This window comes from Caulobacter mirabilis, from assembly GCF_002749615.1.
Taxonomy (GTDB): domain Bacteria; phylum Pseudomonadota; class Alphaproteobacteria; order Caulobacterales; family Caulobacteraceae; genus Caulobacter; species Caulobacter mirabilis.
This window is the reverse complement of sequence record NZ_CP024201.1, coordinates 2,618,692-2,631,218: the sequence shown is the minus strand read 5'-3', so window position 1 is coordinate 2,631,218 and position 12,527 is coordinate 2,618,692. Positions and strand designations below refer to the sequence as shown.

The window sequence follows — 12,527 nt, the reverse complement described above, 5'->3', positions numbered from 1 at the left end:
CGCGGTAAGCCAGATGGATTCGCCTCTTCGTATCCTCATTTGGGGCACCCGCCGATGTTGACGCGGAGGGTGGCCGCTCCGTTGCTCCGTTGGAGCGCGGCGAGGCGATCGAAGAAGCATCCAAGCTGGCGTCGTTCGATGACGATGATGCGGCTGGACGGGTTTTCGGACGGCCCCGAATTGGTCGCCCCGCTCTGAATGACGCTCAGTGAGGATCGGACATCCGGACAGCGCTCGGGCTTGATGAAGAGCAGGTCCTGGGCTGTTTTCAGATAGTCTGTCCGGTGCTTGAGCAGGCAGGCGGCGTCCGTGCGGCGGATCTCGACGATGTTCGCGTCACGCGCCGAGACAGGCGCTGGCGTCGACAGGACGATGACCAGCATGGCCGCCAGATAGCCGGTTCGCATGAAATCTCCCCCTCAACGCCCGCGCGAAACCCTAGCAGAAGCCGACTGTAGCGCGCCACTTTGACGGAACGACGTTCAGTCGATTTGCTAGGCGGGCGGCGCGCGCAGCGGAGACGCTACGTCCGGTAGGACAGCGCAAGGCCGATGCAGTGGGCCAGCGCCTCGCGCGGGGCGGGCTGGTCCAGCGACAGCAGGATGGCCCGGTCGCCCTCGAAGCGCAGCTGGTCGCCATAGAGGCCTCGGAAGGTGTCGACCAGGCTGGTCTGGCAGTGGACGTAGAGAGCGTGGCCGCCATCGACGCCTTTCAGCGCGTCCAGCCGGACCGTCGTGCCGCGGCCGTCGGTTCGACGCCAGGCGGGTTGGCCCCATTTCAGGCTTTCGGTCAGGGGCGAGGGGGCGGCTTCGTAGACGAGCGTCCGCAGCGCCAGCAGACGCTCGCGCAGAGGTTCGGGATAGGCCTGGAAGACCGCCGCCACGCCGGGATCGGTGATCGGCGGGGGCGGCGTCATCCTAGATCCGCCGGATCTCGAGCTTGACGCCCAGCAGCCCGGCCAGGGTCGTGGCCCGGCGCGAGGTCTGTTCGCCCAGCAGCATGTCGGACCAGCCCTCCGCCGCCGACAGGATCAGCCGGCCATCCTTCAGCGCCAGCCTGGACTGGGCGAGCAGCGCGGAACTGCGGCCGGACAGGTCGGCGCCCAGGCGGATGGCGGCGCCGAGGGCGCGGGCGCGGCGGCGCTGGGCCTCGGTCAGCAGGCGCGACAGGGCGCCGGCCTCGGGCATGCTGTTGGCGGCGGTGTGGCGCGAGAAGGCGGCCACGGCCAGGAAGGCGCGCTCGGCGTGGTTCTGGCCGGCGACCGGGGCGCGCAGCACCTGCTCGAAGACCAGGTCGGCGCGGTGGTCGGGATGCAGCCGCGTGCCGAGGTCGGCGAGGCGGCAGGCGGCGGACCGCAGCACGTCTTCGCGCGCGCCGAACAGCGGGGGCAGGGCCTCGAACACCGGCGCCAGCCAGGCCTCCAGTGTCGGACCCAGGGTCTCGTCGACGCCCTGGCGGGCGGTCAGGGCGGTGCAGCCCTCGATGAGCGGGTCCAGGTCGCGGACCGCGGAGGTCATGCCTTCGAACAGCAGGCCCTCGCGCAGGCCGTAGGCCGAGACCACGATCTTCTCCAGGCCGAGCTGCTCGATCAGGGCCTCGAGCACCAGGGCGGCGTGAGGCAGGGTCTCGACCCGCTTCTTGGAGATGCCGGGGATGCTCTCCAGCGAGGCTTTGGACTGGCGGGCGACGAAACGGGCGGCGTCCAGCGCCTCGCTGCGGCTCATCTCGTACTGATGGACGATCTGCAGCGGATAGCCGGTCATCTGCATGTGCATCAGCGCCAGGTTCCGCCAGGCGCCGCCGACGGCCTGGAAGACGTCGGTTCGGAAGCGCGCCGCGAACGGGGCCAGGCGGGCGGCGATCTCGGCGCGCAGCTTGTCGCCGCGGACGCCGGACAGCGAGAACGGCCCCAGGGCCAGGGTCGCCCCCTCGATCGGCCCCTGCGGCCCGAGCCGGACCAGCTCCAGGCTGGCGCCGCCCAGGTCGCCGACCACGCCCTCGCCGTCGGGCGCGCCGGCCAGGACGCCGAGAGCGGCGTAGCGCGCCTCCTCCTGGCCGCTGAGCACGCGCAGATTCAGGCCGGTCTCGGCGGCGACGCGGCCGACGAAGACCTCGCCGTCCTCGGCGTCGCGCACGGCGGCGGTGGCGGCCATGAACAGATCATCCGGGCGGGCCGCATCCAGCACCGCCCGGAAGCGCCGCAGCGCCGCCAGGGCGCCGGTCACGCCGTCCGGCGAGAGCCTGCCGGTGACGCCCAGGTCGCGGCCTAGCCCGGCCAGGACCTTCTCGTTGTAGACGGTCCAGATCGACCGCCCTTCGAGCCGGTAGAGCACCAGGCGCACGGAGTTGGAGCCGACGTCGATGACGGCGGCGTCGCGCGGCGTGCGCACGAGGCTTTCAGCGGAACGCAGGTTATCGGCGCGGGCCAACATGATCGAAGGCTTGCGGCAGGTCGCGAACCTTGTGGCCGCGTCCCGACAGACTGGGATTGGTCATGAAGTACTCGTGCGCCGAGAAGGCGCCGGGGCGGTCCCAGGCCGGGTCGCGGCGATAGCCGCCGGACGCGTCGAGGTTCCAGCTCTGGGCCTCGTCGTTCAGGTTGGCGACCATGATCTGCTGCAGCACCTGCTGGTGGACCGTCGGGTTGTCGATAGGCGTCAACGCCTCCACCCGCCGATCGAGGTTGCGCGGCATCCAGTCGGCCGAGCTGATGAACACGCGGCTTCGGTTGCTCGGCATTTCCCGTCCGTTGGCGAAGGCGACGATTCGCGCGTGCTCCAGATAGCGCCCCACGATGCTCTTCACACGGATATTCTCTGACAATCCGGGAACACCCGGACGCAGGCAGCAGATCCCACGGACCACCAGGTCGATGCGGACGCCCGCCTGGCTGGCCCGGTACAGGGCGTCGATGATCGGCGGATCGACCAGGGCGTTGAGCTTGGCCCAGATCGCCGCCGGCTTGCCGGCCAGCGCGTTCTCGGCCTCGGCCGCGATCATGTTCAGCAGATCGGCCTTGAGCGTCTCGGGGCTGTAGGAGAGCTTCTCCAGCCGCTCCGGCACGGCGTAGCCGGTGATGAAGTTGAACAGCCGCGCCGAGTCCCGGCCCATGGCGGCGTCGGTCGTGAACAGCGACAGGTCGGTGTAGATCTTGGCCGTGACCGGATGATAGTTACCGGTCCCGAAGTGGCAGTAGGTGCGCAGGGTGTCGCCCTCGCGCCGGACCACCAGGCTGAGCTTGGCGTGGGTCTTGTACTCCACGAACCCGAACACGACGTGGACGCCCGCCCGCTCCAGGTCGCGGGCCCAGCGCAGGTTGTTCTCCTCGTCGAAGCGGGCCTTGATCTCGACCAGGGCGGTGACGTTCTTGCCGTTCTCTGCCGCCTCGATCAGGGCGGCGACGATCGGGCTGTTCTGGCTGGTGCGGTAGAGGGTTTGCTTGACCGCGATCACGTTCGGGTCGCGCGCAGCCTGGCGCAGAAACTGGACCACCACATCGAAGCTCTCGAACGGATGGTGGACCAGGATGTCCTTCTCGCGGATGGCGGCGAAACAGTCGCCGTTGTGGTCGCGAATGCGTTCGGGAAATCGCGGCGAGAACGGCTTGAACTTCAGATCCGGGCGACCGTCGGGGATCAGCTGGCTCATCTGCGCCAGGCCCAGCTTGCCGTCGACCAGCACCACGTCGTCGGGGTCGGCGTGCAGGTTGTGCAGGATGAACTCGCGCAGCTCGACCGGCATGGCGGTCTGGACCTTCACCCGCACCACCGAGCCCAGGCGGCGCAGCTTGAGCTGAGCCTCGAACTCACGGACGAGATCCTCGGCCTCTTCCTCGATCTCGACGTCGCTGTCGCGGATCAGCCGGAACAGGCCTCGACCCTCCAGCTCGCAGCCCGGGAACAGGTGGTCCAGGAACAGGATCAGCAGGGATTCCAGGGCGATGACCCGCTGTTCGCCCTTGCCGCCGCGCCGGGTCTCGCCGCCCAGCGGCCAGAAGCGCCGCACCTGCGAGGGCACCGGCACCAGGGCGTACAGCTCCTTGCCGTCCGGCCGGCGCAGCTTCAGCGCCAGCGAGAAGCCCAGGTTCGGGATGAAGGGGAAGGGGTGGGCCGGGTCGATGGCCAGCGGCGTCAGCACCGGGAAGACGTGGTTGAGGAAGATGTCCTCGGCCTTCTTGCGGTCGGCGGCGGTGACGTCCTTGGCGTCGAGCAGTCGGATGCCTTCGCTGTTCAGCTCAGCCCGGACCTCGCGCCAGATCCGCTGCTGGTCGGCCATCAGTTCGGCGGCGGAGGCGTTGACCTTGACGAGCTGCTCGGACGGGGTGAGGCCGTCCTGGCTGACCGAGCGGACGCCTTCGCGCTCCTGCGCCTTCAGGCCGGCCACGCGGACCATGTAGAATTCGTCGAGGTTGTTGGCGCTGATCGACAGGAACCGCAGCCGTTCCAGCAGCGGGTGGCGTGGATTCTCGGCCTCTTCCAGCACGCGGCGATTGAAGGCCAGCCAGCTGAGCTCGCGGTTGAAGAAGCGTTCGGGCGAGGCGAGCAGGGCCTCGTCCAGGTGCGGTCCCGCGGCGGTCGCCGGGGCGGCGGCCGGGGCCGTTTCGGCGTTCACAGCGTCGATCATGGCGCCTTCCATGCGTCACCCTTGTCGCCCGCCGCGCCTGTCGCGGCAAGGGGCATGACGAGGGTGTTACAGGCGGCTTGTTACGGTTTTGTCGCTGATCGCTGCGTCGCGCCCCGGTCGCTGCGCCAAGGCGACCGGGTGGCGGCGTCGGCTAGAAGGAGCACTGCGCCGTGGTGGAGAACACGCCGCCGCTGGCGGCGACCTCGTACTTCTCCAGGATCGGGGACCCCATGGGCGTGCCGCTCGAACCGATGAAGATGTAGTTGGCCGGGCTGGTGACCCAGAGCGACTGGTTCGTCTGGCCGGGAAGCTGGGCCAGCCAGTTCTGCAGCTGGGCGCCGGCGCCGCAGCTGAACAGGAGCTGCACGAAACTCGGCGGCGGCACCATGCCCTTGTCGAAGCCGTTGGTGGCGAAGAGGAAGAACAGGTTGCTCGGGTCGCTGTAGCTGTAGATCAGGTTCTCCGCGTAGTCGTAGAGGCTGCGGTAGGTCGAGGTCCAGTTGCCGGTCGCCGCTCCGTTGGCCACGTCGTTGACCTGCTTGTTGAAGAGGAAGGTGCTGGGGTCGTTCGGCGGAGAGTTCGGATTGAAGACGATCAGCCGGAACGTCGTCGCGTTGAGGGTGATGCCATGGGCCGGAACGACCTGGCCGTTGATCGTCACCGACACGAGCGGCGGGGCGTCCCCGCCCATGGGGATCTGCATGGAGTTGTTCGTGACTGAGATCGTGGTCGTCATGAATGGCGCTCTGACTATCTCGGGATTGCAACGAAGGTTGGATTGAGCGTGCTCGGGTCCTGCCAGAGGGCGTACTGCGTGTCGCCGGTGGCGAAGCCGGTGAAGCATGCAGGCGTCGCTGGGCCGAGGCTGCCGCTGCCCGTAAAGGCTGCCTCCTTGACCATGTAGCGTGCGAAGCGGACCTGACGGCTCTGGGGATCTCGATAGAGGATCGGCACCTCGTTGCTGCCTTCCACGAAGGTCATCTCGTCGCCGTCCAGCTGGGAATTGGTCGAAGCCTTCCAGCCGTACTTGGGCGAGTCGTTGTTGGAACCCGCCCACAGGGCGCTGTTGCTGCCGCGCCAGGCGAGGGCGATGTCGTCGTTCACCGTGCTCTTGGGGCCCCACTGGAGCGCCAGGACCTTGTTGGTGGTGATCCCGGCGGGGAGGTCGGCCGTGCCGTTCCACCAGCCATAGTCGACCGCGGATGCGCTGGCGGTGCAGTAGTTGATGTTCGCTTGAGACCGGAGGCCCGCGATCCGCGCGACGAAGACGAAGCGACCGTTGCGGCTACGGCAGTAGCTGGCCTTCTTCGAAAGGATCTGCCCCCAGTCGTTCCAGTCGCCGACGAAGGCCGGCGTGGCGCCGAGGCTCAACTGCCGATGCGCCAGCGAGGTCGTCTGATCGGGGTTCTGCAGGCAGAGGAAGATGTCGGCCGTCAGCACCCCGTTCACCGTGAAGGCGTCCGAGGCGGTCATCGCGGTGATCGGTCGGGTCGGGGCGGGGAGGCCGAGGTCGAGCAGCGAGCTCGTCGATGTGTCGGTCCGCTGCAGCCAAAGCTTGCCGCCGTGCGTGCAGCCGGCCGCCCAGATGGCCTGCGAGGAGTCGACGTCGTTCTCGATCAGCACGGCGTGCGCCAGCCGGTCGTCCGTCGGAGGCGATGCGGACAACGGCTGGAACCGCGGCGTATCGCTGAACGGGCTTTGGAAGAGCTGGGGATGATGGCCGCCGTCCAGCGCCAGGACCACGAAGCGGTTCTGGTTCGAGTCGTGGGCGGCCTGAACCTTGGTCCAGATCGGTTCGGACGTGATCCTGACGTCGAGCTGGATATCGTCGAACACTCCGCTGCTGACGCCGGAAATGCTCAGCGTGACCCGCTGTCCGCTGACCGTGAAATGGACGGCGTGCGGGTTGCGGTCGGAGGCCAGCACGGACATGCCGCGGCCGGGGCCGCGCAGGCCCCAGTTGAGGGTGTTCTTGATCGGCTTGCCGCCGGGATCGAGCATCAGGACCAGACTGCCGATCCAGACGCCGCCGGCCGTCAGCGCGAGCTCCCCCATCGTCGGGGAGGCCAGGACCCCGAAGTTGGGCGAGCGATCGACGGACATGACCTGGGTCAGACCGGCGCCGGCCGGAACGACGGTCGCGCCGAGCGAGAAGTTGTCGTTGAAGGCGCCGCTCGGTCCGAGCGTGCTCCAGGCGAGGTCGAGCTGATCCACGCCGCTGTTGGAGATATAGACGTTGCTGGCCATGGTCAGGCGCTCGGCGCCACGGTGATCGACAGGTCGTCGTAGCCGAGGAACACGGCGTGGGCCGTAACGGTCAGGGCGTAGGTCCCGCTCGGCGTGACGACTCGGACGCTATGATCGCTTCGATCTGTGACCCAGGGCGATACGGTCGGATCGGCGGTCCGATAGCGATACCAGATGTCGCTGCCGAAGGTGTGGCCGTCGAGCAGGACGCCCAGCGACCCGATGTAGTCGTCGCCCGTCATGACCGCGAAATCGCCGGTGCAGATCCCGGTCACATTACGGGACAGGGTGCAGATCTTGGTGGTGGCGTCGGGCGGCGCATTAGGCTGCCAGTTGCCGTAGTCGAGGGGCGTCGGCCCCGTGCCGGCCAGCGACACGCTGACCGCCTGCGACAGGTTGTTCGTCAGATAGACGTTGGTCACACCCATGAATGTGCGCCCCCCCGAACGCGCGGGCAGACTGCTCGGCGTCGCGCCGGGCCGTCAACGGGGGCGGTGAACGGAGTTCGATCAGGGGCTGCGGGATACTGTCGCAGCGGGGCGAGGCCGCCGCAGGACGGCGTTTCCGCCACCTTTCGGACGCAATCTAAAATTGTGACACACATTAACACAAGTTAAGTTGGCGCCAGAACGTCGTTCGTTGAGTGTCCCGCGCCCTGGCCGAGGCCCCCCGAGAAAGGGCCCGGCCGATATCCATCAGGGAGCTAACGACATGCGCAAACGCAACGACGACGACGGCCCGATCGGCAACGACCCGATCGAACCCAATGATCCGCCGCCGCCCTCTCCGCCGCCGCCTCCGCCCCCTCCGCCGCCGCCCGAGACGGTGGCCCAGGGGACGACGGCTTGGGCGCATCAGTACCTGCCGGCCGACCATGCGCTGCATTCGCCGAACGGCCGCTTCGCTCTGGTCTACCAGGGCGACGGCAACCTCGTTCTCTACAAGAACTACCCGTACAACAACGACCGCAAGGCGCTTTGGAGCATCGGTAAGCAGACCGCGCCCGGCCGCGCGCTGATGCAGGGCGACGGCAATCTCGTGGTCTCGGACGCCTTCGGCGGCCTGGTCTGGGCCAGCCGGACCGAGCGCAATCCGGGCGCCTGCCTGGCGGTTCACGACAACGGCAATGTGGTGGTCTACAGCCCCGCGCGGAACGCGACGATCTGGTCCACCAACACGTCTCCCCAGGCGCTGCCGCCGAACGGGCCGACGGCGACCGGCTCGATCATGCGGCCGGGACAGGTGCTGCACCCGGGCGACGAGCTGTGGTCCGACGACAACCGGTTCATCCTGAGACTGGAACACCAGGGCAACCTGGTCCTCTATCGCAACCTTTCAGGCGTCGGCCGCAGGTCCCTTTGGGACTCGGACACTCATGGTCGACTGGTCGAGGTCTGCATTCTCTACGATGACGGCAATCTGGTCCTGGCCGGACCCAATGACGAGCTCGTCTGGAACTCCGGCTCGCACGCGCCCGGCGGCTATCTGGAAGTCGGGAGCGACGGCAATCTCGTCATCTGGAACGCTCAGGGCCAGGCGGCCTGGCATACGGACACGCCCCGGTGCGACTTCCGTCGGGACTTCGGCGACAAGGGCGAGGTGTCCGTCTCGATCTGGCCTGACGGCCGGGTTCGCTTCAAGGGAACCATGCGGAACACCGGCCTCAGGGAGTCCGTGGACTTCCGGGTGGGCGCGCTTGTGACTTTCCCCGGGGAGGTCGCAGGCAAGCAGGTCAGTCGGACGATCGCCCTCTACCGGAACGGTCACCTGGGAACCGAAGCCTGGCCGGGCGGAAGTCCCGTCACGCGCTTCTGGGACGTGACCGAGGCCAACGGGCTGGTGGAGAGGGAGTATCTCAACATAGAGGCGGCCGGCCAGTTCAAGGTCATGCATGAGCGGGAAGGCAAGATCTCGGACCTCCTGGAAGCCGCCCTGGACAAGGTGATCAAATGGGTCGCCGGCGAGATACTGCTCGCCAGTCCGATGGGGCACGTCATCCTGATGGCGTCCGCCCTGGCTTCGGCTGTGAAGACGGGTTCGATCCTGCCGGGCGTTCGGTTTGTGGAGGGAGCGTTCTGGCTCGTCGGGCCGGGCGGGTCGCTCTACGCCCTGGGGGCGCATGGCCTGAGCGGTCTCGGAGACGACGGTCTCAAGCCCATGCCGGAGTGGATGCACGCGTTCGGCCAGGCAGTCTTCAAGGGCACGCTGCCGCACCGGCGAGATTTGAGGATCACCAAACATCAGGGACTGAACGGGAACCCGTTTGTCTTCCCCTCGATCGATGGGACGATTCTGCACCTTGGGCCGGACATACACGCCGCCAAATGCCTCGGGGAGTTGAGCAGCGCGGACAAGATCAGTTTGGTCCACGAACTGGTCCATGTCTGGCAGATCGAGCACACCGATCTCTCGGTGGATTGGATTGCCGACGCTCTGTACTGGCAGACCTGCGACAGCCTCGGCGGAGATGCGTACAGTTTCGATCCGAACAACCTAAAATCGTTCGGCGACTACAACCTTGAACAGCAGGCCGAGATCGTTGAGGCGTGGTACGAGGAGGCGTACCTCGATCCGTGTAAGCCGTTACCCGATCCTCCGCCCCCGGGAGCCGTCGAGAATCATACAGGCGGCGGGAAATGCTGGTATCCCTGCGCGAGTGAGTGCCCCAATACCTGCAAGAGCCTGGCCGGAAGGCCGGAGCAGGACGCGAGCAAATACTATCACTACATGACCAACCACATCTGGATGGGGCGGGTCAGCTGACCACGGTGCGGCGGCCGGGGCTTGCCGGCCGTCGCCCTTCAGCGAGGGCCGGACTCAATTGGCGGCTAGGGATTTCAAAGTCTTGGTCGCTTTCCTCCATCCGGTCGCCCCGGCGAAGGCCGGGGTCCAGTCGTAGGGCCTTGATCCGACGCGAAATCACCCGTCGCGGAGCCTGAATCTGGGTCCCGGCCTTCGCCGGGATGACCGGTGTTGAGTACTGTTCCTAGTCGTCGAGAGCGTCCCCAAGATCGGCCTCGACAGCGTCCAGCACCTCGCGCGCCAGGAGGCGGTTCAGCGGGCGGCCCTGTTCGCCGGCCGCCTCGTCGAGCAGGCGTACGGTCTCGCGGACGGCGGCCACAGAGCGCGGCATGCGCTTGAGGAGATACTCGTAGAGATCCGGCGCGGGGCGGCGCAGGCGTTCGCGGAACTGGGCCTCCAGCAATGCGATCAGCAGGGCGTCGTCGGGTTCGTCGATCTCGGCCGTGGTCAGGGCGTTCAGCCGTGACCGCAGGTCGGGCAGGGCGCAGGCCCAGGCCGTCGGCCGCAGCCGCGAGGTCAGCAGCAGGCCGCCGTCCAGCGTCGCGCGGTTGATCAGGTGGAACAGCGTCTCGTCGCCGGCCCGGTCGGCGTCCTCGACCAGGATCGGCCGTCCGGCCAGGTCGGCCAGGGCTATCTCGGGGCGCCAGACGGCCGCGCCGGCGCGCTCCGTCCAGATCGTGGCCAGGTGGGACTTGCCGCACCCTTCCGGTCCGACCAGGGCCAGCGCGCCGTTCGGCCAGGCCGGCCAGCGCTCGACCGCCCGCACCGCCTCGGCGTTGGCGTCGGACGTCGCGAACGCCGCGCGCGTGTAGAGCGGCGGGTTCTGCAGCGGGATCGTCAGCTGGCGAGGACGCGTATTCACAACGGCGGGTTTACCACGGCGCCGCGCGCAGGCGAGGGCGGCGACCGCCGCCGCCGGGGGATAGCCGGCGGCGGTCTGTGGACGGCCGCCGGTCGGCTCGCCTTGAATCATGGTTGACGAGTGTTTGCCGGCGACGCCACCTTCGCGATCGGACGGCCGGGGGGGAACTGTGACGGGAAGCGCCTTGAATGAGCCGGCAGACGCGCCCGCGACCGCGGCGTCCGGGCCGGCGCGCGGCCAGATGATCCTATGGAAGATTCGACGCTTGGCCTTTGCCCACGTCATCCTCATCGCGGCCAGCCTGGCGTTGCTGGCGCTCGACCCCTACCACCTCTTCACCAAGTTCGATGGGGCGGCGCGCGACCTCGCCGCGAACGTCTGGTCGGTTTCCTATCCCCGGACGAACCGGCCCAAGGTCGCCGTGGTCACGGTTGGTGAGGACTACCTGCGGAACTGGGACGCCGCATGGCCGCTGCCCCTGCGGGACCACGCTGACCTGATCGAACAGATGGCCTTGGCGCGGCCGAAGGGGATCATGATCGACTTCCTGTTCGTCGACGCCCGGCACGGGCCGGCGGACATCGCGGCCTTCACAAGGAGGCTGGCGGCCGTGGCGGACGCGACGCCTGTCTATCTGGCGGTCGCTAGCGGGCCGGACGGGGAGGTGGTGATCCTCCCGGAGTTGCGGAACTTGGCGAACACGCATCCGAACATCGAGCTGGTGTCGGTCGGGGCTCCGAGGGAGATGGCGGAAAACGGCGGCTACTCGGTCAGGGGCGTGGTCTCGCCGACCGTCGACCGGGCAGCGATGACCTTGCTGCGTCGCTTCTACCCCGATGTCGCGCGGTCGGTCGCCGAACGGAACATCAGCCTGATCGACATCTACTGGAGCGCGCCGCCGGGCGATTGCACGACCAAGGACGCAGACGGTCTTTCAGTCTGCAGCCGAATATCCGGCGGACGGCTGGGCCGGGCGGTTAAGCTGGCCTTCGGCTTCGCGCCCATCTCGGCGCCCGGGCTCGGTCTGCCCGAGCGCTATCGGCTTGAGGGGCGGCCGATCGCCTCCGTTTCGGCGGCCGACCTTCCCGGACAGGCTCCGGACCGGTTTGCGCAGCTCGCCGACGCCGTCGTCTTCTATGGCGGCGCGTTCGCCTTCAACGCGGGAGATCAGGAGGCTACGCCGGTCTATGGAATGCTTCCCAGCGTCTATGCCCACGCCATGGCGCTGGACAATCTCGTCACCTTGCGGGGCGCCGCGTGGAGGGCGGAGCCGCCGTTCGGCCTGGAGCCCAAGGCCTATCGGATGCTGGAGGCCTTCACGCTCCTACTGTTCTCCTTCCTGCTGGCGTCGGGGCTGGCCTGGCTGAACGTCGTTGTCCGAGGCGAGCCGGTCGACAGCGGCCGTCTGGCGGTCGCCGACATCACGGCCAACAGGATCCCCATGGCCGGTGCAATCGTCCTGGTCGCGCTGATCGAGTGGTTCGGTTTGCACATCAGCCCTGGGTACTGGGTCGGAGCCTGGTCGGCGACGGCCGCTGTGGGCGTGGGGGTCGGATTCATGTCCCGCCGTCTGGGACGGAAGACGGAAGGGAGGGCGACGGGATGACGAGCCGCGGGATGCGATGGGGCCTGTTCTCGCTGTCGGCTGGACTGATTCTGCTCGGCGCCTGGGCCGCGCCGGACAACGGCGATCCTCTTGGCGTCGCCTGCCGCCCTAGGGCGGCCGACACGGAGCTTGTCTTCTACGAGGACTTCGAGGCGCGGCGACGCGCGAAGCCGGCAGAGGTGCGTTTCCCGCTTCTGATCTACCAGGGGCGACGCTTCATGCTTCGGGTGCGGGCGGGCGATCGAGACTACTGGGCCCCGGCGTCGCAGTTCGAATGGAGCTGGTTCAAGTCTCTCCGAACCGTCGGTGGCGAAAAGGACCGGGGAACGCGCGGCCTGATCGACATGGCCACGCGGGAAGCCTGTGGGCGCTAGAGCGGCGCCCGTC

The 12,527-nt window shown here is 67.9% G+C and carries 11 protein-coding genes; 3 read left to right on the top strand and 8 right to left on the bottom strand.

All coding sequences use genetic code 11. The features are described from left to right. Positions 1-35 precede the first annotated feature (35 nt). The 7 genes from CSW64_RS12755 to CSW64_RS12725 form a co-directional block, all read right to left on the bottom strand. Positions 36-383 (bottom strand): hypothetical protein, encoded by a 348-nt coding sequence (locus CSW64_RS12755; protein ID WP_150131402.1) that lies wholly within the window; start codon positions 381-383, stop codon positions 36-38. A 140-nt stretch (positions 384-523) separates the two neighbouring features. Next, positions 524-916: a DUF1801 domain-containing protein gene (locus tag CSW64_RS12750; protein ID WP_099622471.1), complete on the bottom strand. Its 393-nt coding sequence runs from the start codon at positions 914-916 to the stop codon at positions 524-526. 1 nt (position 917) lies between these two features. Then, positions 918-2,432 carry a Ppx/GppA phosphatase family protein gene (locus CSW64_RS12745; RefSeq protein WP_099622470.1) on the bottom strand — a complete coding sequence of 505 codons (1,515 nt, stop codon included), beginning with the start codon at positions 2,430-2,432 and terminating at the stop codon, positions 918-920. Then, a complete protein-coding gene (locus CSW64_RS12740; RefSeq protein WP_099624232.1) occupies positions 2,413-4,623 on the bottom strand; it encodes an RNA degradosome polyphosphate kinase in 2,211 nt (736 codons plus the stop codon). The genes CSW64_RS12745 and CSW64_RS12740 overlap by 20 nt, the downstream gene beginning before the upstream one ends. 151 nt (positions 4,624-4,774) lie before the next feature. Further along, positions 4,775-5,359 (bottom strand): hypothetical protein, encoded by a 585-nt coding sequence (locus CSW64_RS12735; protein ID WP_099622469.1) that lies wholly within the window; start codon positions 5,357-5,359, stop codon positions 4,775-4,777. Between the two features lie 14 nt (positions 5,360-5,373). Further along, on the bottom strand, positions 5,374-6,870 hold the full coding sequence (locus tag CSW64_RS12730; RefSeq protein WP_099622468.1) for a hypothetical protein: 1,497 nt from the start codon (positions 6,868-6,870) through the stop codon (positions 5,374-5,376). A 2-nt stretch (positions 6,871-6,872) separates the two neighbouring features. Then, complete coding sequence (locus tag CSW64_RS12725; RefSeq protein ID WP_099622467.1) at positions 6,873-7,298, bottom strand: hypothetical protein; 426 nt, start codon at positions 7,296-7,298, stop codon at positions 6,873-6,875. Between the two features lie 283 nt (positions 7,299-7,581). On the opposite strand from CSW64_RS12725, the gene CSW64_RS12720 reads away from it, so the two are divergent. Then, positions 7,582-9,633, top strand: coding sequence for a hypothetical protein (locus tag CSW64_RS12720; RefSeq protein WP_099622466.1), 2,052 nt, complete (start codon positions 7,582-7,584; stop codon positions 9,631-9,633). A 223-nt stretch (positions 9,634-9,856) separates the two neighbouring features. On the opposite strand, the gene CSW64_RS12715 is transcribed toward CSW64_RS12720, so the two are convergent. Next, on the bottom strand, positions 9,857-10,645 hold the full coding sequence (locus CSW64_RS12715) for a P-loop NTPase family protein (RefSeq protein ID WP_245863686.1): 789 nt from the start codon (positions 10,643-10,645) through the stop codon (positions 9,857-9,859). 154 nt (positions 10,646-10,799) lie between these two features. On the opposite strand from CSW64_RS12715, the gene CSW64_RS12710 reads away from it, so the two are divergent. Beyond that, the gene (locus CSW64_RS12710; protein WP_172448538.1) at positions 10,800-12,140 is read left to right on the top strand and encodes a CHASE2 domain-containing protein; all 1,341 of its coding nucleotides are present in this window, start codon (positions 10,800-10,802) and stop codon (positions 12,138-12,140) included. A gap of 11 nt (positions 12,141-12,151) precedes the next feature. Beyond that, positions 12,152-12,514 carry a hypothetical protein gene (locus CSW64_RS12705; protein ID WP_150131401.1) on the top strand — a complete coding sequence of 121 codons (363 nt, stop codon included), beginning with the start codon at positions 12,152-12,154 and terminating at the stop codon, positions 12,512-12,514. The last annotated feature ends 13 nt before the right edge of the window (positions 12,515-12,527 follow it).

Bases quoted from the DNA above. Each gene is read 5' to 3' on its own strand.
- CSW64_RS12755 (WP_150131402.1), bottom strand. From the start codon at position 383: ATGCTGGTCATCGTCCTGTCGACGCCAGCGCCTGTCTCGGCGCGTGAC.
- CSW64_RS12750 (WP_099622471.1), bottom strand. From the start codon at position 916: ATGACGCCGCCCCCGCCGATCACCGATCCCGGCGTGGCGGCGGTCTTC.
- CSW64_RS12745 (WP_099622470.1), bottom strand. From the start codon at position 2,432: ATGTTGGCCCGCGCCGATAACCTGCGTTCCGCTGAAAGCCTCGTGCGC.
- CSW64_RS12740 (WP_099624232.1), bottom strand. From the start codon at position 4,623: ATGATCGACGCTGTGAACGCCGAAACGGCCCCGGCCGCCGCCCCGGCG.
- CSW64_RS12735 (WP_099622469.1), bottom strand. From the start codon at position 5,359: ATGACGACCACGATCTCAGTCACGAACAACTCCATGCAGATCCCCATG.
- CSW64_RS12730 (WP_099622468.1), bottom strand. From the start codon at position 6,870: ATGGCCAGCAACGTCTATATCTCCAACAGCGGCGTGGATCAGCTCGAC.
- CSW64_RS12725 (WP_099622467.1), bottom strand. From the start codon at position 7,298: ATGGGTGTGACCAACGTCTATCTGACGAACAACCTGTCGCAGGCGGTC.
- CSW64_RS12720 (WP_099622466.1), top strand. From the start codon at position 7,582: ATGCGCAAACGCAACGACGACGACGGCCCGATCGGCAACGACCCGATC.
- CSW64_RS12715 (WP_245863686.1), bottom strand. From the start codon at position 10,645: ATGATTCAAGGCGAGCCGACCGGCGGCCGTCCACAGACCGCCGCCGGC.
- CSW64_RS12705 (WP_150131401.1), top strand. From the start codon at position 12,152: ATGCGATGGGGCCTGTTCTCGCTGTCGGCTGGACTGATTCTGCTCGGC.